Origin of the sequence: Vreelandella venusta (assembly GCF_044809155.1) — a bacterium.
Classification (GTDB): Bacteria; Pseudomonadota; Gammaproteobacteria; order Pseudomonadales; family Halomonadaceae; genus Vreelandella; species Vreelandella venusta_B.
On record NZ_CP085241.1, the window covers coordinates 2528421 to 2549456 of the forward strand.

Below are 21036 nucleotides of genomic sequence, written 5' to 3' on the forward strand. Positions count from 1 at the left end.
TGGGATACATGTTACGGTACTTTCACATCTTAACTGGAGGATCGCTATATGAAAGAAGTGCGTAAAACCACGCTGCCCATTGTGAAGATGGTCAAGGAAAACGAAGAGTTTCGTCACGTTATCTGGACTGGCGACAACACCCAGTTAGTACTGATGGCAATTCCCGTCGGCGGCGAAATCGGCGGGGAAGTCCACCAAGGCCATGATCAACTGCTTTATTTTGTCGAAGGTGAAGGTAAGGCAACAATCGGTGAGACCACGGTGTCTGTGCATGCTGGGGAAGTCAGCATCGTGCCTTCTGGTGTGTTCCATAACTTCCACAATACTGGCAGTGTTAAACTCAAACTCTACACCACGTATTGCCCGCCAGAGCACGCACCCGGCACTGAACACGAAACGAAAGACCAGGCAGACGCCTGGCGAATGACCCTGCATCGCAGTGGGCATCTTAATGTGTTGACTGCTTTTGGAAATACTCGACTTCGACTGCCCTGTCCGTCGGGTTCAAACTCGTGCTCAATCTAGCTTTTGATGTCGCGGCGGTAACGCTGCCTCACCAGTTGCTTGTGGATGTATTATGGGTATAGGTGTGTACGATTCGGATCCTCAGTTAAAAGAGGATCGAAAATGGGGTACACCGTTCCATAAAGGAAAGACAGAGGTACGTGGATTGTCCGCGCAAAGATCAACGGCCAGCGCACTCAAAGAACCTTTCGTACAGAAGGAGAGGCAAGGCAGTAGGCACTAAAGGCGGAAGCCCAACACCAAGAAGATGCATTCAATGGCGTTATAGGCCTTAAGCCCAAACACACGTTTTCAGACTAACAAAGGGGAGTCGCTAACGAGCATCAGGGATTTACTGGGGCATTCATCGCTTACCGTGACAAGCCGATATGCTCGTGCTGATCCGACACGACGAGGTAGTGTGATTGCCAGATTGACGCGCATTGGCAACCAAGCTCTAATCTCTGTAGCCAAGTGATTTTAATGGTGGGCCCAGTAGGACTTGAACCTACGACCAAGGGATTATGAGTTGGCTACTATAACAATAAGTTACTGAGAAATAAAGGAAATTAGCCGTAATTTTGCGAAAAACACAGTCCTCTTTAATCAGTAATTTAGCGTAATCTGAGCATGCAATGGAAAATTTAAGTGTGTACCGGTATTGTACCGATAAGCGACTATTTAGCATGGTATGACTAGGCCATGCGACCGCCCACGATGAAATGTTCAACCCAGAACGCGCTGCGGCAGACTTTATATTGGATGGCCCTTGTAATCTCATCCATTAGGTCAGACACAAATTTGGTTCGTATTAATATGTATCTCTTAAATCCTCAACGGAATAATGTATAAAAAATGACTAGACGAACTGCTTACACTAAGGTCGAACGAACCAATTTTTCAAATCCGTCCCATGTGAAAGGTAAGGGTGATAAGACATTTCGTGGGTTTCAGTGTCTAAACAAAGAATGTACAAATTTTTTATTTATTCAAGAAGAAGCGATAGATCCAGATTTTGAATACGAATGTTCCACTTGCGGCTTTGTGCATAAAGCAGGCGAAACAACCGCACTCTATGACTATAAACTCGTAGATACACGGAATAATTCTCTAATCGAAGAAGGTCTTTTCGAAATCTTGCATGATGATTACGTCGGCGAAGCCAAAGAGTTTAAATACTGCGTCGTTTGTGGGGCTCTGAAACCTTTCGATCTTTTTGACTCTCACAAAGGCCGTCGCACAGGCCGTCAGAGTGAGTGCCAAACCTGTAAGCAGGTTTATAACGGTATTAAAAATCAAACCCGCCTAGTTGAACAGCATCGTGAAGCCAGTCAGAAACGCAGATTATATACGCATTTTGAAGATCAGACCAAAATGGATATGACTGCAATCTATGACCGATTTGGTAATAGATGCTTCAAGTGCGACGTTGATCTTTCAGACGATCTTGCAGCTGGTGTAGCCAAGAAAGAAGGAAATCTTGATCATACTTTACCAGTCTATTATCTCTGGCCACTTACAACAAATAACGCTACGCTACTCTGTCGCGAACATAATGGTGCAAAAGCTGAGAAGTGGCCAGGAATCTATTACACCGATGTGGAAATTAGGCGCTTATCGGCGCTGACCGGAATTGAACACCGCCTTATGGCTGGTCAGCCAATATTTAATCCCGAGGCTATTCAAAAGCTCCATGATGCGACCTTCATTGAATCCTTATTTGAAAAATTTTCTCGCCATCCACAAGAGCTTTTAAGATTACGAAACCGTATTCTGAGTAAAACAGGGTTTGACTTTCTCAACGTTAGTTTAAAAATCTCACCGGACTGGAAAAAACAGGCGGATGACTTGCAATAAAAGGTTACCAATAAATGAGTTTAGATAAAGTAAGAGAACTACTAGTAAGCCGTCTCGACGAAAGCGACCGTGGAGATCGTGGTTGGTTTATTATTACGCGTTTACATATTGCTTTGTCATGGCTGTTGGGCATAGCCGATTATCTAGAAAAGCGTAGTTCCGGGGCAAGCATGGAGCTCAACGAACAAGACTATCAGCGCATGGCAACAATTACAGAGATCTCAGCAGCTGACCCTGGCCTTCACCTTCGCCGCCACCACCTTTTGGCAATGGATCAGCCGCTTCAGCTGCTACGACGCACAAATGGGAGAAGCTGGCGAGAAGTAGAGCTGACGCGAAATGGGCGCGCACTAGCCTTTTCCCAAGATCCAGCAAAGACTCTTGAAACTGTACTATCAAACATTAGTTTTGCGAATGAGCCTGGGTACTCTCAGAAGCGCGCAGAACAATACCATGAGTTTAATGTAAAAGTGTATGAGGCCACTAAGAGTGTTCTAAGACAATGTGAAGGATATATTGACCGCAACGAGTTCGACTTTTTTGTTTCTCGGATCAGGCACATAGATGAGGTTGATTGGGCAATAGATGCCATTATCCAATACCGGATGCTTAAACCGTCTGAGCAAGATGAGCTGCATTATGAAGTTAGAAGAAGGATGCCCGGTGACAAGGAATATGCAAACTGGCGAGATGTGGGCCTGCATATCTTCTCGCTATTCTCTCTTGGTACAAGCATGGTTCGAGACGGCACATGTTTACGCCTTGTAGAAAACTGGACAACTTCCCGTGTCAAACCTGCGAAGACCAAGATAACAACTACCAAGCCTGAACTCAGAATTCCTGAACCTGCTGAATCAGTTGACCTTCTTGCACCTCCATCTGCACCAGCAAGCAATGTTGGAGCAGATGCTGAGAGTTTCGTTGCTAAAGTCCTTCGCTCACAGGGTTGGCTAGTAGCCTTTTATACTAATCGGCGCGGCTATGGTTTTGATCTTTGGGCTCGCAAGGATAATAAAGCAATGCTGATCGAGGTTAAAAGCAGTCTGAAAACGCTGGGAACAATCAGCCTTACCGAAACAGAATATAGCGCAGCGAAAAAACACGGTTCAAACTATGTACTCGCGTTAGTAGAAAATATAGCGCTCGACTCCCCATGCGTAACCTTCTTGCAAGATCCAGCTAATAAAGCAAAAATAACAAAAACCTCAATTCAAAGCTACACTATTACTAAGGGAAGCTGGCAAAAAGCTACACATTGAAAAAATTAGTGAAATCTCTAAAAGCTTTACGATGTCTTGCATAAATGAAAGCCAACCTTCTCAAACAGGCTGGCTTTCATTAGAAACCATCAATATAAAAGTAAGTATTGATGATCTGTCACTGCACCTGTCCCACTAACCCCATGTGTTTCACAATGTGCCACATCTTCTACGAATAGTTCCGCAGATTTGAACCAATACTTAGCGTGCTTTGATAACTCAACTGCCATGTCACATTTATGGCTTTTACCAAGGTGAAGAAGCAAAACACCGTCTTTTTTCAAGCGCTCTTTACTTTGTCTAAATATCCCATCGTAACAACTAAAACCATTCAATTGCTTAGTTTCTAAGAACTGCTTGCCACCAGCTTTAAAAGCAAACTCATCCCAACCAGAAAACCAGAGCCTTATCCAATTTGCAGAATAAAATCTAGTGGAAGAAAAGAACGGTGGTGATGTGATAACAGCATCGAGAAGATCGACTTCTTCTGGCCAGCATTTAGTGGCATCCGTTTCAAAAATAGTTCCGTTGACAAAATCACTAGGGAGTTTTGCATTTAAAACTTTATCAACTTTTTGCCAAATTTTTTGCTTTACAGATTTGTAGATGACTTCTCCAGTAGGAGCAAATGGCGTCACCGGATGAGACCTTCGGCTTAATGCATATGGACGGTTACCGTGTAACACATGCATTGTAGAAGCCAAAAGTAAAGATACTGGCTGATTCCATGGATGATGCATAGAAAACCATTCACGAGCTGCCAATATTTCACGAAGTGTATCTTCATGATAATATTCAATTAAATTCTTGTTAAAATCAGGAAACCATTGATTAAAGCTCTGCTTTTCTTTATTTTCCTCAATATAGTCACATAATTTACGAAAATAATGTTCAACTTCATTCTTTTGTGGAGCCCATACTTTTGCACGGCTAATCGCAACGCCTGCTGGACTAAGGTCTAACCCATAGGATTTTTTACCAGCAAGCGCCCCCTCAAAAGGAATAGTTCCCACACCGGAAAAAGGATCCAAAAAAGTCCCACCTTGAGGCACGAAAGAGTCGACCAAAATATTCCCAATCGCAGGCTTAAGCTTCCCTTGATAGCTACAAAGAGAATGAGAGCTATGGCCCCAATTTCTTTTAGAATGAGCCTCACTTAGATTACTTATTCTTTCCTTAAAGTTAGTCCATGATGCTTTTTTTACATCAGTAGTGTCTAGCTTATCAATTTTAGGCTTCTTGGTTGCAACAATGCATACTTGCTTAACTTTTTTCCCACTGCGGGACATCCTTTCTCGGATTAATATTTGCTCAATAATTTCACATCCATTTTTTTGCAATATCTCAACCACTAGCTTATCGGTCGGAACTTTGATATCACTATAAACAGAATCTCCTATATCAACGGCAATCACGCCTTCATCTTTTAAATGAGAGATAGTACCTAGTAAGGCCTGATTAAGATCATGAGCATACCACCTCACCATCTTTGGTATTCGACTATCATAAGCGTGCTCATCTAAACCTATAAGGCACTCTGACAAGCTATCGAAGACAAAACCACTTGGGTTTTTTTTACTTCTAACACCTCGGACATCATTGATGCCTGCTGTTATTGCTTTATCCCTAAGACTTCCTAGATCCCCTTTTTCTTTTATGGCTCCTATAAACCATAATTCAATTTTAGTATTTCTAAAATAATTCGTGCCATTTAGATACGGTGGAGAAGTTATCACTATATCAGCATTAACTGACGGTATATCAGCAAGCCCTCTCGAATCAGAAGATAAAAGAACAGAATTTGTTTTCTGAGAATAAAAATCACTTATGCCAAATTCAATTTTGTTTAAAGCATCATATACATGCTTATAAACATTAGCAGATATACGCTCTCTCTCCTTAGGACGCTTCCGCCTGAGATCTCCTGCCCGCTGCATATTAGATGCGGGAACTAAGGATGATAGAACCGCAATTTCGAGTGCATTTCCTAAAGGCTCATTAGTGCATTGTAGCCTAGTAATTTCTGTTTTCATTTTTAAAACTTGAGAAAGTGTTGTTTCTGAAAAAATTTCCGATTTCTCAAATACTTTTGGGTAAGAATCCTTTAATAAATCATCTTCTTTTATAGAAATAAAATTTGCATCAAATGACTGCAAGTAGGTTTTAATACTCTCTTTAAGTTTCACCCTGCTTTTTTCAGAAAGACTTCTAAAAATTTCTTTTAATTCAATAACCCGCTGCATTACTGGATTAATTTCACAGTAATACGCCTTTCTATCCTCATTACCTGAAGTAAAAGTCAAGGGTGTTGTACCGCACCCTCCAAATGGATCAAGAATTACAGTAGCATTATCTTTGTACTTTCTTGCTAAGTCTTCAACAAACTTTGGTGAAAAAGCTTCTAGGTAGGGGAAAAGATCGTGAAAAAAGTCTCCTTTTCCACCGCTGTATGTTCCAGATCGTGCCACTGATTTGTCTAACCCTGGTTGGCTCTTTTTTGTTAACTTTCTCTTTAATATTGATAACACCTGTGAATTGACGCTTCTCATTTCTTTCTCTGCTTTCAAACGCAATTCTTCATAAGAGGTAACGCCTAGAAGCTCTCTAATTTCTGAACTTGACATGCAAGTAATCTGGCCCCGAATATCCTCATCTACATCATTGGCACGTAGTTTTAGAACTTTGCGTTTGCCATCAGGCTCTTTGGATGCAGGAAAATGAATTGAAGTACCCATCAGACAGCCTCAAAAAAAGAACAATGTAGTCACAAAGACTACATTGTTCTTTTTTGAATAACAACCGTTCGGTATCAAAAATTGCATCAGTGAGATAGCTATAACAGGCGTCGATTTGTGACCAGTCGCCATCGGCCTCTTGGGTTTAGCCTGGTAGCAGATACCTCTTTATTGCCTTGATAAAGGCACTGCCTATACAGTAATGACAGCAATACCCTCGGCCCGTCAACTTTAGGTCTCCAACAAGGCTTAGGTACACCCTCCCAGACACCGGCCTCATCCAAGGCGCGATGTCTGCCTGTGTCTCACACAATCCGTTAAGGGGGGCATCTCCCTCTCAAGAAACCCAGACTTCAGTTCGAACAGGATGTCTGTTCAAGGCAGCACAATTGGAAACTTGCGGCCTGCCTCCGTTGGGCTAGGGCGACATTTACAGCAATAAGGGTTCAACGATACCCCAAAGATCATCAGGTACGTCTTTCTTAACCATATCGACAACTTTTAGCATATTGAAGATCTAGTTCAAATCCTTAAAAATTTTTCTTAATTTTTTTGTTAAGAACACTCCCCATCGTTAGGCAGGAAAGCGTCGAGCCCACCAGGCGAGTAAGTTCGAGGTATTTGCTATGCCGACGCTTGCGGCGGTATAGCAATTACACATCCTGCCCGCATCCAAAGCTACAATATTGTGCCCGCATAGCGACACCTTCATCAAAAACTGACAATCCAACCAATAAACTCGTGGAATATAGAATATTTATCAATATAAAAAGGCAGATTGATAACCATCACTTAATTAGTGTCGCTAAAGTGTCCTAATACTGTTGTTAATGTGTCATTAACGTGACCCAACCACACGTCTTTCAATAACTTACGATATATCGTAAGTGTTTGACTCGTCTCCAGCATTTATCATCCCAACTGTGCAATACGAGGATTACGCCTATGGGATTGATAGAAGAACTCCATGCTGCCAAGAAAAAAAGCCCCATGGGGAATGGGAAAATTAATTTCTTTAAATATATGCATGAGATCGAAGAAGCCTTAAACCAAGGCTACACCGCGATGGACGTTTGGACTCTTTTACACAACAAGGGTGAACTCCAAATTAAATACAACCAGTTTTCAGTTTATGTGAGGAAGTATATCAAGGAGAAAAACGATGAATAAGCGAGCTGCTACTTTTTTATTAATTGCAACTTTTACTGCTTCATCTCCAAGCTTTTCAGGAGGCGGTGGACTCACTGGCGGAGCAACAGAAATAACCCAACTTTTAAATAACGCAGAACTTCTGGATATTGCAATTAGCGAGGCACAAAACCTCGCTTATCAAATTCGCCAGTATGAAATTATGTATGAAAACATGCGTAATCTGCCCAACCACATCAAACAACAAGCGTTGGCGGATCTCCAGGCGCTTGCCAGCATCGTCACCACCGTCCGGGCTGTAGCATATAGTTCTGGGCAGATCGACGAGGACTATCAGCGAGAGTACCGCGACTTCGAATACTACGCTCAACGCCAGCAAGGCAGCCATGATGCATTGGCAGAGCGCTACAGAGATTGGTCTCAATCTAATCATGACAGCGTGCGTGGGGCACTACGTGCGGCTGGTCTCCAGGCCCAGCAATTTGACCGGGAAGATTCAGCGCTTCGCACCATTGAAGCGCAAATGGAAAGCGCGGCCGGTACTAATCAGCTTCTCCAAGCTGGGGGCTCTATCGCTGCCATGCAGGTGGAACAGCTCCAGAAGCTCCGGCAACTACAAATGGCTCAGATGCAGCTACAGGCTAGCCATGTAGGGGGCCAGATCGACCGACAGGCAGAGGATGACTCCGCTTGGCATCGAGCCGTTACGCCCCGTGATAACAACCCAGATACCCAGCAGCCCATCCAGGCCAATGATCTGTTTTGAGGAGTGAGACATGAATACCAATACCACAACTCTGATTGTCATTGCTGGCTTGGTGGCGACTATCGCAACCGCAGCGGCCCTGTGGCAGAACGATAAGGCGGAAGAAGATGCCGCTTGGGAACGTGCCACCGCTCCACGTGAGAGCGAACCATCTTCTCAACGGCCAATCACCAGCGATGATCTGTTCAGTTCAGAAGTCGGGGAGGATGAGCAATGAGACCTTGGCTATATCCGTTGCTCTATGCTGGCCTGGTGCTGCTCAGCGGGCCAGTCGCCGCTGCGGATGGCGATATAGTACGCGACCTTCAGGAGGGATTTCGAGACTCTGTAGCCTTGTGGTACGACCCGTTGCAGCAGGTAGCTACCTGGCTACTGCTATCGCTGGCCGTGATTTCCTATACCTGGTCAGCAAGTCAAATGGTGCTGCGAAATGCTGATCTGGGCGAGTTCGTGGCAGAGTTCGTCAGGCTGGTGATTTTCACTGGATTTTTCCTGTTTCTGATTCAAGGTGGTCAACAATTGGCAGAAACCATGATCAAGGGCTGGGTCTGGATCGGCGGACAAGCTACCGGTACTAGCTTGAGCCTTAGTGTGCCGGAGATCCTGGAACGGGGATTTACCCTTGGGGGCGATGTTATTTCGGCAGGCAGTGGCTTGAGCCGGATCGCCTACACCATCCTGGCGCTGCCTGTTGTCATCCTGTACACGCTGATTGCTGCTTATGCCTTCTTTGTGCTGGCTGAAATGTACGTGGTCACGGCAGCAGGCATTGTTCTGCTGGGTTTTGGCGGTTCGCAGTGGACAGCGGATTACGCCAAAAAGTACATCACCTACACCATCAGCATCGGAGCCAAGCTCTATGTGATGTTCTTGGTCATCGGCGCGGGTGAGCAATTTATCCACCAGTGGGCTGTGAGTCAGGATCATGAGTCGTTTCGGGCCATCCTCGCCATCATTGGGGTGCTGTTGATGATGGCCATTCTGGTGAAGATGATTCCTGACGCGGTTCAGGGAATCATCAACGGGGCTTCTCTCGGCAGTGCAACGCCGTCTGTAGGCGGCATGGCAAGGGCTGCCGGGTCTGTCGCGGTAGGTGCTGCTGTAGGCGCTGCGGGTGGCGCTATGGCCATGCGTGAAGCCTCCAAGCTGGCTGGTGAACAGCTCGGTGGCAGTGGCGCGCTCGCTTCGGCCGTAGTTCCAGGCGGTGGTAGCTCTACAGGTGCTGGAAATGGGCCGCTTCCCATGCCGGGCTCTGCCTCGTCGTCGAGCGGTGCCGCTGCGGGCATGGGCCACGCTGGAAAGACTATGAAGAACCTGACAAAGGCGGCAGGTGAAACCTTTGGCGGTAAGATTATGGGTGACTACAACGCCAGTCACGGCTCGTTCGGCGGCTCTATGGCTCAGAAACTCCGGGCTGAACGACTCGGCATGTCGGAAGGCGGTGGCGATTCAGCCCATATGGGTGGCCAGCAGAACAGCGGCCAGACAGGTGCCATGAGCGGTACTATCCGAGCTGCGTCACCTTCTGACGGCCGCAGTACGCATAATCAGACCCCCCAAGCTACGCATAATCGCTCCCTCTTTGAATCGGCAAGTAGCGAGCATGGCGACTCAGAGCAGCCCTACATGTCACCGGCAAGGAGCATAAACGATGAACAGTAAACGTCCGCAAGCTCCTGTTTGGTATCTAATAGCCTGGGTGGGAATAGTGCTGTTGCTGGTTGGCTTCGCTGTCATCGGCTCATGGATAGCCTGGCTGATGTTGCCGGTATGCTACCCCTTCATCATGAAAGCCGTCTCATGGCGGCCAGAGCTTCAAGATCGCCGCAGCAACCTTGATGCCTGATCGTGGTTATTGAGGCTATCTGTCGCGTAGGGGCGGTACGCATAATCGGACCCCCCTACGCATAATCAGACCCCATCGCTAAACTGGCATATTCCAACCATGTTGGGCGCTACCCAGTGTTTTAACGCCAAAAAGGGGCGGCGATATCAGCTGTGGTGTCGAAACCAGCTGGGTTATCCCATCCATAATAATAAGAAGAAGAATAATATTCTGATTATTATGGTCACTGGCATTCTTTTGATGCCGCCTTGCAACGGCCTCAAGAGCTAGCCCAAGTAGCGTCAGGGTTTGGCACTGGCGCTGGGTGAAAGCCTTCCTTTTTGGCGTTCAATTAGCAAGGCCAGCTCGCGCCTTCCAGGCGCGGGCTGTGTCGCGCAGCGTAGTAGTTCTTAGTAACTACTAGTACGGATTTTATCAGATTCGCTAAAAGCCAGTATTGGCGGGCTTTCCAGCGATTTTTTGGGAGTATGGACGTGACCGTTAATACGGTAAAGCGTGACTGTTAATACGGTAGAGCGTGACCGTTGATACGGTACTCGCGCTCGACTAACCGTGGGCGTTTGATGGTCGCTTTCGCAGTAGCTCCCCGACCATCGACCAGCACCTCCCAGCCATGCAATTTACCGATATCATCCAGAGCTTTGCCGATCCGTTCTCGGCGTTTGCGATTGGTGCCAACAGACTTGCTGGGCGGCCCCCAGACCTTTTCAGCCAGCCGGTCAAACCGAATACTGTTGCTGGCTCCCTGCCGCAGCCATGCGGACAGCCACGCATGGGTGAGCTGAGCGGCATCGCTAAGCAGTGCCCGGCGTTCAACGAGTGATACATAGACATGATGCCCCGATAGCGCCTCGGCAAGGCGGGAATTCAAGGCGATATGTAGCTGACCCTCGGGCGTCTCCGCATAGGACAGCAAGCGCATTGACCAGTCGTAGCCGTCCTTACGGGCACGGCAGCCCACCATGCTAAGGCGCTCAAGACAGTCCTCCAGCCGATTGTATTCGGCCTTGCCATCTGCCATGCCTGAGGCCTGCAATAGCGCGTAGCGGGTCGTTTTGACCACGGTGGCCTGATCCATCATCGCCAGATCTTCGGGTTGCAGCCGTTGCCAAAGCTGTTGTGCTCTGCAATGACTAATACCAGCATGTAACTCCTGCCTGCCTAGCACGCCTGCCAATGCAATCGTTGCCAGCAAGACAGATTGGTCGCGGGCATCCAGTGCCCGCCAGACATTGAATTTCAACTTAAACCCGTTGTGCTCATGTTCGATTGTAAGGCCGCCAGGGCGGCGGCCGCGATACATGGTACGAAACAATGAAGCAAGCCATAAAGCAGGGTCACAGCGGGCATACTCAACGCGAGTGAGTCTTTCAGCCGGTGTAGACATTCGTAGCCCGCCCCTTTTTGGCGTTTTCTTGTTTGGCAGGGACTAACTCGATAGGTATCAACACGCCTTCTGCTTGGCGCTCGTACCAACGATCATCCATTTCTTCACCGTAATTAATTTTGCTGGTACCGAACCGCAAGAAATACTTACGCCGGTCATCACCAATTGGGCGACGATCAAAGGTGCGATCACTTAGCAGCTCAGCCTTCTCCTCCGTCATCCGTTCGACAAAGCCGCACCAGCGAGCATTGTCGATCAATGCTGACGCACCTCGGGCCGCTTGCTGCTGTCCGGTTTGGCCTTCTCGGGCACTGTTCTTATTTACATGGTGCAGGTAGAGCACTGAAGCGCCAGTGAGATAGGCAATCTGTTCCAGACGAGACACCAGTTGAGCCATTTCACCATTGCTGTTTTCATCGAGATGGTGAACCCGACTCAGTGTGTCGAGGACAATCAAGCGAGCGCCATGGCAAAAGTCCAGAATCTTCTGCATGTGGCGTTCATCCATGATGTTGAGTCCCTTACCCATTATCGACTCCAACACTAGATTCTTTGCTATGGCTGCTCTGGCGGCAGGACTCAGATGCTTGCCAATAGCATGGATACGCCGCAGCAATACTGCCTCTGGATCTTCGCCTGCGAGGTAGATCACCCGCCCTGTTTTGGATGGATTTAGCTGCAGAACGTCGCCACCAGGAACACTGCTTGCGATACACATTGCCGCCTCAAGTGCCCAGTAGCTTTTTCCTGTCGCGCCAGGCGCAACCAGAGCCCCCACGGTGCCTGATAGAAAGCCGGACCAGATGAAGTCCAAGGGCGGCGGTTCATTCTCAAAAGCCCACATCAGATCAATCGCCATGCCTCACCCCCTATCACCGCAGAGCCGATCACTGTCCAGCAACTCGGCAATTTGTGAAGTGCGAAAATAGACACGCCGACCAACTTTCAGCTTTGCCTGGTTGAGTTCAGTTGCCCAGGGGTTATTTGAGCGCAGGCTGATGCGCAGGCCGTCTGGTGAACGGTCGAGAACATTGGCCAACTGAGGAAGGCTCAGCAGGGGGCCAAAACGGTCGAGAAGGGAGTCCTCGATAGTCATTGTATAATCCTCCGTAATTGATACTTGCCTTACGGAGGTTATGAATATCGAGCTAGCTTGTATACTTACGATATATCGTAAGATATTGAAAAATAAGACTTAACCGCACTATAAGCGCACTGCAACCGCATTCAATCGCACTATAAGCGCACTCTATAAGCTCAGCTCATTTTTGGTGTACTCAATATTCTAAAATATTCTAAATGACAGAGAATTATTCACTCTCATTGCGTGGAAATTTTGGGGATGCTGCTTGGCGCGGTTTTTATTGCGGGCAGGATGTGTAAACGGTCCACCGCCAGCAAGCTGGCAGTGTCCGTTTACAAGTAACTTACTCGCCCTTTTGGGCTCGACGATGTTGGTATTCGAGTGGAATAGACTTTACAAGTCTATTGTTGCTACGTCTTCGAGCGTCGCTGCTCAATGGCATCGAGTTGGTCTACTAGGTCTTCAGCCCGTAGGTGGGTGTAGCGCCGCAGCATTTGCATGGACTTGTGGCCGCTAATTGCTGCCACCTGCTGATCACTTAAACCAGCTTCGACTAATCTGCTCACAGCCTCATGGCGAAGGTCGTGAAAGCGGAAGTCATCCAGACCAGCTTGCTTCTTCGCCTGGTTCCATAGTTTGGTGTAAGCATAGGGACCCCGCTTTCCATCCTGGCCAGGCTCACCGAAGAACACTAGATCACAGTCGAGCGGGCGAACTGGGTTATTAAGCGCTTGTTTGAACGCTTCGGTTGCCACTTGAGTCAACGGCACTAGGCGGGCTTCGTTGTTTTTGGTGTCTGTAAGGCGCACCACACGGCGTTTAACGTCTACCTGATTGCGAGTGAGAGTCAGGATCTCTGAAGAGCGCATACCCGTTTCCAGGGCTACTCTAGCGATCCAAGCTAGCATTGGATTGCTATGCTGCCGCAGAACAGCAAACAGCCGCTTTTCCTCGTCAGAATTCAGGCGACGGTTACGCCCTTCTCCTGGGCTAGGCTTGCGGATGTTCTGGACGGGATTATAGGTAAGTCCCAGTCCCCATTCCTGTATGGTCACGGTGTAAAGGTGTCCGAGTAAGGCAAGCTCCAGGCGCACGGTATTAGGGCTGATAAGCTGCCCACGCCGTCCTAGTGAGTTGAGTCGTTTATCACGGTAGTTGGCGATCAGCTCTGGGGTCAGCGCTGCAAGGGAGTATTTGCCTAAATGCTCAATAAGCGTCGTCGCTTTTTGGCGTTCACTTTTTTGAGTACTGGGTTTCTTAGTAGGCGTGATATCGGCTAGGTAGCGCTGCAAGGCTGCTTCAAGCGTCATGCGCTCTGAGGCACTACGTTGGATATAAACACCACGCACCATTTCATCTTCAGTGCGGCGTGCCCAATCTTGGGCGTCACGTTTAGTACGAAAGGTTTTTGCGATGGTGGGCCAACCCGACTTGCGGATGACGGCTTTCCAAGTGGCAGAAGGGGTCTTGACGATAGTGGCCACAAAAAATCTCCAGGGTCTGAAAGATCGGCACTGTACCGAAACTGTACCCTTGGACTAGGGGACTCACCAGAGACAATTGCTAAGTTACTGATTTTAATGGTGGGCCCAGTAGGACTTGAACCTACGACCAAGGGATTATGAGTCCCCTGCTCTAACCAACTGAGCTATAGGCCCGAAAAGCGTGCATATAATAGCGAATGTGCTCGGGCGAGGCTACCCCTTAATGGCGTATCTTGTGGTAATGGCAGCAATTGTTTAGTGGCACTTATTGAACCCCCTGGGGTCTGGTAGTGAGTTCCTCATGCGGAGATACGCTTTGAAAGCTTTGATAGTTCTTTTCCCGCTGCTGCTGGCGATGCCGGTGCAGGCGGATTGGCAACTTGATCCTGGCCAGTCTCGGGTGCAGGCGTCGATTACCCAGCTGGATGGCGAGGCCCCGCAAACTCATCACCATCAGGTGAATAATTTACAGGGCGATATTGCTGCCGATGGCACGCTGCGCCTGCCGCTGCGCTTGAGCCAAACCGATCTGCTCAATCGCTTTGGGGAATTGCCGCCGTGGGTGGGCTTGCTGGCGAACACCACGCTGGTGACGCTGGTGGCGCAAATGCCGCCGGAGCGGTTAGACGGCTTGGATATTGGCGAGTCGATGGTAGAAACCATCACCTTTCGGGTGCAAACCGATCTGATTAACCAAGAAGAAGCGGTGCCGCTGCGCTTTACCCGCGAGGGGTTGAACGAGGTGCGCGTGACCCACGCCGAACCCATGGCGCTGGATGGCAACGCGCTGATGGCCAACAGCACGGTGCGTACCGTGCTGTCGATGCTGGGCTACCAGCAGATTGATGAGCATGTGCCTGTCACGCTAAATGCGCTGCTGGTGAACCGCTAACGCTTGGCTTAGCCACAGATGAGCGCTTAGTGGCTAAGCGCTTCAACATCGCCTGCCTGGGCGGCCCCGGTTTGTACCCGCCACTGGGCGGCATAATGGCCATCGGCGTCTAGCAGGCTGGCATGGGTGCCACGCTCGGCCACTTGGCCTTTTTCAATCACCACAATCTCATCAGCGTGCACAATGGTGGAAAGCCGGTGGGCAATCATAATCACCGTACGGCCGTGGGCGATGCGCTTTAGCGAGCGCTGAATGGCCGCTTCGGTTTCGTTATCCACCGCGCTGGTGGCTTCATCCAGCACTAGAATCGGCGGGTCTTTTAACAGCGCCCGCGCCAGTGAAAGCCGCTGGCGTTGGCCGCCGGAAAGGCGCACGCCCCGCTCACCCACCGGCGTATCCAGCCCTTGGGGCAGCGTTTCGATAAAGCTCCAGGCTTCGGCGGTTTTGGCGGCGTCGATAATCGCGGCATCGTTGGCATCCGGCTGGCCGTAGGCGATGTTGTCGCGAATGCTGCCTTCAAACAGGTACACGTCCTGGCTGACTAAGCCAATCGCTTGGCGAAGTGAGTGCATACTTACGTCGGTGATGGGCTGGCCATCTACCAACACACGGCCACTGGTGGGGTCGTAAAAACGCAGCAGCAGTTTGATCAGCGTCGATTTACCGGAGCCGGTGGCCCCCACCAGCGCCAGCGTATTGCCAGCGGGCACGTGTAGATCCACGCCGTTCACACCTACTTGGCTGGTCTCATATTGAAAACTCACCGCTTCGAAACGCACGTCGCCTTGTATTGGGGCAGCCAAAGGCGTGGTGCTGTCGTCCTTTACGGTAATCGGCACTTCGAGCAAATCCAGAATCCGTTTGGTGCTGGCCATGGCGCGCTCGAACAGGTCAATCACCTGGGCAAGGCCGGTGAGCGGCCACAGCAGGCGCTGGGTCAGGAACACCAGCACGCCATACGCGCCCACGTTGAGGCTGCCGTTCAGCGCCATCATGCCGCCGACGGTAAAGGTGGCAAGAAAGCCCGCAAGAATCGCCATGCGGATGACCGGAATAAACGCAGAACTGACTTTAATCGCGCGACGGTTGGCTTCCACATAGGCTTCGCTGGCATCCCGCAGCCGCTCGGCTTCCCGCGCTTCGCTGGTGAAGCTTTTAATCGTGGCGATGCCGCTGAGGTTGTTGGAGAGACGGCTGGCAAGGTCGCCTACTTTTTCGCGCACGTCGCTGTACAGCGGCCCGGCTTTGCGCTGGAAGAAAAACGCGCCCCAAATGATCAGCGGAATGGGCGTAAACGCCAGCAGCGCGATCAGCGGAGAAAGCACGAAGAACACCGCGCCTACGGCCACCACCGTCACCACTACTTGAATCAGCGCGTTGGCACCGCCATCCAGAAAGCGCTCTAGCTGGTTGACGTCATCGTTCATGGTGGCCACTAGCTGGCCGGAGCTTTTCGATTCGAAAAACTCCATATCGAGCCGCTGGGCGTGCTCATAGGTGTCTTGGCGCATATCCGCTTGCAGCCGCTGGGCCAGATTGCGCCAGAGAATTTGGAACAGGTACTCAAACAGCGACTCCCCCGCCCAAATAAAGAAGGTGAGCACCGCCAAAATGGTGATCTGCTCTTGAGGCGATTCAAACCCCAGCCGCGCCACAAAGCTGTTTTCCTGGTTCACCACCACATCGATCGCCACGCCAATCAGGATTTCCGGGGCAATATCGAACAGCTTGTTGATAATCGAGCAAATCGTGGCGGTGATAATCTGCCGCCGATAGCCTTTGGCGTAGCGCAGCAGGCGCATTAAGGCGTGAAAGCTTTGATTGACGGACGCTTTGTCAGCGCGGGTCGGGGAAGAAGCCACATCAATTCCTTTTACGTTGTTATCTAGGGTGGTTAACCTTCAACACGTTACGCGGGTTGGCTCGCCCGCCGCACGTTGGCGAGCAAAGGGCTGCCGGTATCGGGGTCAAGCAGCAGCGTGCACTCCACCTGATACAGCTCCCGCACCAGCGCGGGCGTTACCACCTCAGCGGGCGCGCCCTGGGCAACAATCTGCCCGTCGCGCATGGCAATCAGGTGGTCGGCGTAGCGGCAGGCGCTGGCGAGGTCGTGCAGCACCATCACCACGGTGCGGCCTTGGCAGGCCAGGTCGCGCACCAGCTCGAACACTTCGATTTGGTGGCCTAAGTCTAACGCGGAGGTGGGCTCGTCGAGTAGTAAAAGCGGCGTTTGCTGGGCGATGGTCATGGCGATCCAGGCGCGCTGGCGTTGGCCGCCGGAAAGCGCTTCCAACGGCCGGTCGGCAAGCGCTTCCAACCCGGCAGCGGCAAGCGCATGGTGCACCACCTGCTGATCTTCCGCTGACCACTGGCGCAGCCAGCCTTGATGGGGCTGACGGCCAAAGCGAATCAGTTCGGTGACGGTCAGCCCTTCCGGAGCGACCGCCTCTTGGGGCAGTAGCGCCAGCTTGGTGGCAAGTTGGCGGGCGGGCATTTGGGCGATGTCTTGACCGTTGAGCAGCACGGCACCGCTATCGGGTTTGTGTAGACGGGCAAGCCCAGAAAGCAGCGTGGATTTACCACAGCCGTTGGGGCCAACAATGGCGGTTACCTGCCCGCTGGGCAAGCTAACGCCGAGTTCGTGAATCACTTGGCGCTGGCCGTAGCTCATGCTGAGCGCATCGGTAGAAAGTGTGGGTAATGAGGTCATGGGCGGCTCCGTTGCGGGCGCATTAGTATCCAGAGTAGCCAGGGGCCACCCACCACGGCGGTAACAATCCCCACGGGGATCTCGATGGGGGCAAACAGCGTGCGGCCCGCTAAATCGGCTAACACCATCACCAGGGCTCCCGCCAGCGTGGCGGCTAGAATGGGCACATGGCGGGCGCTGGAGAGCGAGCGGGCAATTTCAGGGCCGATCAGCGCCACCAAGCCCACCGGCCCCGCCACGGCAACGGCCAGCGCAGTGAGCACCACTGACAGTAACAACACCTGCAGCCGCCGCGCTTTCACAGCGGTGCCCAAGCCACTGGCGATGGCATCCTTAAAGCGCAGCAGCGTGAGCGAGCGGGACAGCGCCAGCGCGGCCACCAGCCCAAGCGCTAAGCCAATACCCAATAGCTGTACCGCGCTTGCCGGGCGGGCATTGAGGGAACCAACGGTCCAGGGGTAGGCGGCGTTGGCGGTATCGATCGCTACCCGCGCCAACATCAGCTGTGTAACCGCGCCAAAAACCGCGCCCACGCCAATGCCCGCCACAATAAAGCGGTAGCCCTGGGTGCCACTGCCCGACGCTAGGCCAAAGGTGAGCACGGCGGCGGTGGTCGCCCCCGCCAGCGCCATGGCAGGCGGGGCAATCCCTACGCCTAACCCAACAATCGAGGCCACCGCAAAGGCGGTAGCACCGTTATCGATGCCGATAATGCCGGGGGTCGCCAAGCGGTTACGGGCCAGGGTTTGCATTAACACCCCGGCCAGCGCAAACGCAGCCCCAGTAAAACAGGCGGCGATCAGGCGCGGCAGGCGCAGCTGCTGCACCATAAACGTCGTCATGCTATCGCCCCGCCCCACTAAGGAAGCCACCACCGCATTCGGGGAAAGCGTCACGCTGCCCAGGCTTAAATAGAGCACGCAGGCGGCCAACAGCGCGGCACTCAACCCGATATTGACCGCCACGGCGCGCTTTTCCAGAAGCACGCTCACCCCATAGCGGGGCAGCTCGGCGCGCCAGTAGCCCTGCGGGGCAGCCACCTTTTGTGCGCTCGAAGCTTCTTGATAAGCGGTGGATGTGCGGGGCAGTGCCACACCGCTCATCGACTGTTTTGCCGTCATTTTCATAGCATCAGATAACCAAAGAGAGTGCGTTAGAGCATGGGCAGGCGCTTGGCCCGCACCACAGCAATCAGCACCGGGGCGCCGCATAGCGCGGTGAGCACGCCCAAGGGCAGCTCGGAGGGGGCGACGACGACACGGGAGATAATATCGGCGGTGAGTACGATCAGCGGGCCGACGGGCAGGCAGAACCAGAGCGTGCAGCGAATATCCGGCCCGGCGATGGCCCGCGCCACAAAAGGCACCACCAGCCCCACAAACGCAATTGGCCCAGCAATGGCGGTGGCTGCACCGACTAATAGCGCCACACAGCCCACCGCCAGCCAGCGAATCAGCCCAGGGCGGTGCCCTAAACCGCTGGCGGCCCGTTCTCCTAGCGCCAGCGCGGCCAGCGGCCGGGCAATCAATACAACGCCTACTCCTGCTACCAGCAGGCTGGGCAGCACGGCCCATAAATCGTCTAGCCGCCTACCGGCCAAGCTGCCCACTACCCAAAAGCGAATCTCATCGGCGGCGCGCTGGTCGTAAAGCAGCATCAGGGCGCTGAGCGAACCGAGCAGCCCTGAAAACGCGGCCCCTGCTAACACTAAACGCACCGGGTCGCTCCCCACACCGCGCAGCCGCGCCACGCTGAGCACGCACACGCAGCCGATGAGCGCGCCTAACTGGGCCACGGGGATGCGCAAAGTGGCCGCGCTGGCCCCTAACACCAGTGCCAGGGAAACAGCAAACGCAGCACCAGCGCTCACGCCCAACAAGCCTGGCTCGGCCAGCGGGTTGCGGGAAACCGCTTGCAGCAGCGCCCCCGCTACGCCCAGCGCTACCCCAACGGCAATGCCAATTAGCGTGCGGGGGGCGCGCAGCTCCCAGACGATAAAACGCGCTTCCGCGTGATCACTACCGCTTAGCAGCCCCAGCACTTGGCGGGGGCCAACGCTGCCTGCGCCTATCAACAAACTAACGACGCTCACCGCCACAAGGGCGGTGAGCAGAATCAGCATCCAGTATCGGGATGAACAGCGCCACCTGGCGCTACTCCCTGCCTTGGTAAGTAGCATCACGGCAATAACGCATTCTCGATGTCACCCAGAATCGCCTGAGCCGCCAGCGGGCCGTTGGCACTGCTCCAGAGCTGGCCGTTTACCGGCACCACTCGTTCGTTCTGTACCACGTTCAAGCGGTTGAAGGCGGCGCTCTGTTTGGCGCTATCTAGGGCGGCTTGGCCGTCATCATTTAGCGTGGCCAAAAACAGCCAGTCGCCGTCAACCTGGGAAAGGTTTTCAAGGCTTAATACGTCGCTATGCACGCCACGCTCACCAATCAGCTCGCCGCCTTGAACGTCCAGGCCGACGCGCTCTAACAGGCCGGTGGCAATCAGGTTTTCCGACATCACTATGGGGCCACCGGGCATCCAGCGCACCAGATAGGCGTTGCTGCCCACGTCGGCTTCAGCTACTGCGTCTGACATAGCGTCGACCCGCTGATCGACGGCGCTGATCGCTTCCTCAATGGCCTCTTCTTGGTTCAAGGCCTGGCCGAACAGACGCGCTTCGGCTTCCCAGTTATCCGCCGCCAGCGGTTGCGTGTGGGGCACCACGGTAGGAGCGATTTGTGACAAAAGCTGGTACTGCTCCTCCGGCAGCTGGGCCGCGGCTAAAATCAGATCCGGCTGCTGAGCCAATACCGCTTCAATATTAATTTCTCGCACAACGCCCACAATCTCAGGGCGTTCTAGCTCGTTCGCCATTAGGTAGTCGGTCACGTATTCCGCCACGTTGTCGCCGCCACGGGTGGTGACCGCCCCTACCGGGGTCACGCCCGCCGCCAGCGCGGCATCCAGCGCACCTTCATATAGGGTGACTACACGCTCCGGGTGATCAACAACCTCAACGTCGCCGTAAGCCGTCTCCAGCGTGCGCGCTTGGGCGGTGCCCATCAGCAAGCCGCCCATCACCATCCCGAGTAAACCGCGCTGCAGAAACGTGTGTCGCATGTGAGCCTCTCCTGATTAACCGTTAACCCAATAGTAACGATTCTCAAAAGCACTTGCACTCCTATTACAACGAATAGCGTGTTGCCATTTCTGCAACCCTGGCCTTCAGCACTTCCCTAGCAAGGTAAAAAACGCTGAGAGCATTGCGCCTTGAAGCGCACTGTTCCATTAAACGCAACGTAATGTTCGATGGAGCAGCCTCGCAAATGGGAACTTTTCTTCTTAGAATCCGCGGCTCATTTGATAATC

The 21036-nt window shown here is 51.9% G+C and carries 19 protein-coding genes and 1 tRNA gene; 9 read left to right on the forward strand and 11 right to left on the reverse strand.

Annotated elements, in window-relative coordinates; translation table 11 throughout:
- Window positions 1-48 precede the first annotated feature (48 nt).
- The 3 genes from LG301_RS11795 to LG301_RS11805 all read left to right on the forward strand — a co-directional run bounded on the left by LG301_RS11795 (window position 49) and on the right by LG301_RS11805 (window position 3620).
- Entirely contained in the window at window positions 49-525 is a 477-nt protein-coding gene (locus tag LG301_RS11795) for a cupin domain-containing protein (protein WP_404471350.1), read from the forward strand.
- 834 nt (window positions 526-1359) lie between these two features.
- Window positions 1360-2361, forward strand: a complete 1002-nt coding sequence (locus tag LG301_RS11800; RefSeq protein WP_404471351.1) for a hypothetical protein — start codon at window positions 1360-1362, stop codon at window positions 2359-2361.
- A 14-nt stretch (window positions 2362-2375) separates the two neighbouring features.
- A complete protein-coding gene (locus LG301_RS11805) occupies window positions 2376-3620 on the forward strand; it encodes a protein NO VEIN domain-containing protein (protein WP_404471352.1) in 1245 nt (414 codons plus the stop codon).
- An 89-nt stretch (window positions 3621-3709) separates the two neighbouring features.
- Here LG301_RS11805 and LG301_RS11810 read toward each other — a convergent pair whose 3' ends face one another.
- The gene (locus LG301_RS11810) at window positions 3710-6355 is read right to left on the reverse strand and encodes a DNA methyltransferase (RefSeq protein ID WP_404471353.1); all 2646 of its coding nucleotides are present in this window, start codon (window positions 6353-6355) and stop codon (window positions 3710-3712) included.
- Window positions 6356-7300: 945 nt separating this feature from the next.
- Here LG301_RS11810 and LG301_RS11815 point away from each other — a divergent pair.
- From LG301_RS11815 to LG301_RS11835, 5 genes are read left to right on the forward strand one after another with little or no spacing between them, the layout of a single operon-like run.
- Window positions 7301-7525, forward strand: coding sequence for a TraK family protein (locus tag LG301_RS11815; protein ID WP_404471354.1), 225 nt, complete (start codon window positions 7301-7303; stop codon window positions 7523-7525).
- The gene (trbJ, locus tag LG301_RS11820) at window positions 7518-8270 is read left to right on the forward strand and encodes a P-type conjugative transfer protein TrbJ (RefSeq protein ID WP_404471355.1); all 753 of its coding nucleotides are present in this window, start codon (window positions 7518-7520) and stop codon (window positions 8268-8270) included. The genes LG301_RS11815 and trbJ overlap by 8 nt, the downstream gene beginning before the upstream one ends.
- A gap of 10 nt (window positions 8271-8280) precedes the next feature.
- Window positions 8281-8487 (forward strand): hypothetical protein, encoded by a 207-nt coding sequence (locus tag LG301_RS11825; RefSeq protein WP_089691387.1) that lies wholly within the window; start codon window positions 8281-8283, stop codon window positions 8485-8487.
- Window positions 8484-9932: a P-type conjugative transfer protein TrbL gene (gene trbL / locus LG301_RS11830; protein WP_404471356.1), complete on the forward strand. Its 1449-nt coding sequence runs from the start codon at window positions 8484-8486 to the stop codon at window positions 9930-9932. The genes LG301_RS11825 and trbL overlap by 4 nt, the downstream gene beginning before the upstream one ends.
- Window positions 9922-10116 carry a hypothetical protein gene (locus LG301_RS11835; protein ID WP_404471357.1) on the forward strand — a complete coding sequence of 65 codons (195 nt, stop codon included), beginning with the start codon at window positions 9922-9924 and terminating at the stop codon, window positions 10114-10116. Before trbL ends, LG301_RS11835 begins: the two co-directional genes overlap by 11 nt.
- A 502-nt stretch (window positions 10117-10618) precedes the next feature.
- Here LG301_RS11835 and repC read toward each other — a convergent pair.
- From repC to LG301_RS11860, 5 genes are all read right to left on the reverse strand, one after another.
- Window positions 10619-11503, reverse strand: coding sequence for a replication protein C, IncQ-type (repC, locus tag LG301_RS11840; protein WP_404471358.1), 885 nt, complete (start codon window positions 11501-11503; stop codon window positions 10619-10621).
- Complete coding sequence (locus LG301_RS11845) at window positions 11487-12362, reverse strand: helicase RepA family protein (protein WP_404471359.1); 876 nt, start codon at window positions 12360-12362, stop codon at window positions 11487-11489. The genes repC and LG301_RS11845 overlap by 17 nt, the downstream gene beginning before the upstream one ends.
- A gap of 3 nt (window positions 12363-12365) precedes the next feature.
- Window positions 12366-12599, reverse strand: coding sequence for a DNA-binding protein (locus tag LG301_RS11850; RefSeq protein ID WP_404471360.1), 234 nt, complete (start codon window positions 12597-12599; stop codon window positions 12366-12368).
- 398 nt (window positions 12600-12997) lie between these two features.
- Window positions 12998-14071: a tyrosine-type recombinase/integrase gene (locus LG301_RS11855; RefSeq protein ID WP_404471361.1), complete on the reverse strand. Its 1074-nt coding sequence runs from the start codon at window positions 14069-14071 to the stop codon at window positions 12998-13000.
- 97 nt (window positions 14072-14168) lie between these two features.
- Window positions 14169-14245: transfer RNA gene (locus tag LG301_RS11860), tRNA-Ile, on the reverse strand.
- A gap of 142 nt (window positions 14246-14387) precedes the next feature.
- On the opposite strand from LG301_RS11860, the gene LG301_RS11865 reads away from it, so the two are divergent.
- Window positions 14388-14963: a hypothetical protein gene (locus LG301_RS11865; RefSeq protein ID WP_404471362.1), complete on the forward strand. Its 576-nt coding sequence runs from the start codon at window positions 14388-14390 to the stop codon at window positions 14961-14963.
- A gap of 26 nt (window positions 14964-14989) precedes the next feature.
- On the opposite strand, the gene LG301_RS11870 is transcribed toward LG301_RS11865, so the two are convergent.
- The 5 genes from LG301_RS11870 to LG301_RS11890 form a co-directional block, all read right to left on the reverse strand.
- Window positions 14990-16765: an ABC transporter ATP-binding protein gene (locus tag LG301_RS11870; protein ID WP_404475247.1), complete on the reverse strand. Its 1776-nt coding sequence runs from the start codon at window positions 16763-16765 to the stop codon at window positions 14990-14992.
- Window positions 16766-16872: 107 nt separating this feature from the next.
- Window positions 16873-17673 carry an ABC transporter ATP-binding protein gene (locus LG301_RS11875; RefSeq protein WP_404471363.1) on the reverse strand — a complete coding sequence of 267 codons (801 nt, stop codon included), beginning with the start codon at window positions 17671-17673 and terminating at the stop codon, window positions 16873-16875.
- The gene (locus LG301_RS11880) at window positions 17670-18800 is read right to left on the reverse strand and encodes a FecCD family ABC transporter permease (protein ID WP_404471364.1); all 1131 of its coding nucleotides are present in this window, start codon (window positions 18798-18800) and stop codon (window positions 17670-17672) included. Before LG301_RS11880 ends, LG301_RS11875 begins: the two co-directional genes overlap by 4 nt.
- 26 nt (window positions 18801-18826) lie before the next feature.
- A complete protein-coding gene (locus tag LG301_RS11885) occupies window positions 18827-19795 on the reverse strand; it encodes a FecCD family ABC transporter permease (protein WP_404471366.1) in 969 nt (322 codons plus the stop codon).
- 56 nt (window positions 19796-19851) lie between these two features.
- Entirely contained in the window at window positions 19852-20787 is a 936-nt protein-coding gene (locus tag LG301_RS11890) for an ABC transporter substrate-binding protein (RefSeq protein WP_404471367.1), read from the reverse strand.
- Window positions 20788-21036 lie beyond the last annotated feature (249 nt).

Excerpts from the sequence above, each read along its gene's own strand:
- LG301_RS11880 (WP_404471364.1), bottom strand. The coding sequence starts at position 18,800 with ATGAAAATGACGGCAAAACAGTCGATGAGCGGTGTGGCACTGCCCCGC.
- repC (WP_404471358.1), bottom strand. The coding sequence starts at position 11,503 with ATGTCTACACCGGCTGAAAGACTCACTCGCGTTGAGTATGCCCGCTGT.
- LG301_RS11875 (WP_404471363.1), bottom strand. The coding sequence starts at position 17,673 with ATGACCTCATTACCCACACTTTCTACCGATGCGCTCAGCATGAGCTAC.
- LG301_RS11795 (WP_404471350.1), top strand. The coding sequence starts at position 49 with ATGAAAGAAGTGCGTAAAACCACGCTGCCCATTGTGAAGATGGTCAAG.
- trbJ (WP_404471355.1), top strand. The coding sequence starts at position 7,518 with ATGAATAAGCGAGCTGCTACTTTTTTATTAATTGCAACTTTTACTGCT.
- LG301_RS11825 (WP_089691387.1), top strand. The coding sequence starts at position 8,281 with ATGAATACCAATACCACAACTCTGATTGTCATTGCTGGCTTGGTGGCG.
- LG301_RS11870 (WP_404475247.1), bottom strand. The coding sequence starts at position 16,765 with ATGCGCCTGCTGCGCTACGCCAAAGGCTATCGGCGGCAGATTATCACC.
- LG301_RS11800 (WP_404471351.1), top strand. The coding sequence starts at position 1,360 with ATGACTAGACGAACTGCTTACACTAAGGTCGAACGAACCAATTTTTCA.
- LG301_RS11885 (WP_404471366.1), bottom strand. The coding sequence starts at position 19,795 with ATGCTGATTCTGCTCACCGCCCTTGTGGCGGTGAGCGTCGTTAGTTTG.
- LG301_RS11810 (WP_404471353.1), bottom strand. The coding sequence starts at position 6,355 with ATGGGTACTTCAATTCATTTTCCTGCATCCAAAGAGCCTGATGGCAAA.
- trbL (WP_404471356.1), top strand. The coding sequence starts at position 8,484 with ATGAGACCTTGGCTATATCCGTTGCTCTATGCTGGCCTGGTGCTGCTC.
- LG301_RS11805 (WP_404471352.1), top strand. The coding sequence starts at position 2,376 with ATGAGTTTAGATAAAGTAAGAGAACTACTAGTAAGCCGTCTCGACGAA.
- LG301_RS11835 (WP_404471357.1), top strand. The coding sequence starts at position 9,922 with ATGAACAGTAAACGTCCGCAAGCTCCTGTTTGGTATCTAATAGCCTGG.
- LG301_RS11815 (WP_404471354.1), top strand. The coding sequence starts at position 7,301 with ATGGGATTGATAGAAGAACTCCATGCTGCCAAGAAAAAAAGCCCCATG.
- LG301_RS11845 (WP_404471359.1), bottom strand. The coding sequence starts at position 12,362 with ATGGCGATTGATCTGATGTGGGCTTTTGAGAATGAACCGCCGCCCTTG.
- LG301_RS11890 (WP_404471367.1), bottom strand. The coding sequence starts at position 20,787 with ATGCGACACACGTTTCTGCAGCGCGGTTTACTCGGGATGGTGATGGGC.
- LG301_RS11850 (WP_404471360.1), bottom strand. The coding sequence starts at position 12,599 with ATGACTATCGAGGACTCCCTTCTCGACCGTTTTGGCCCCCTGCTGAGC.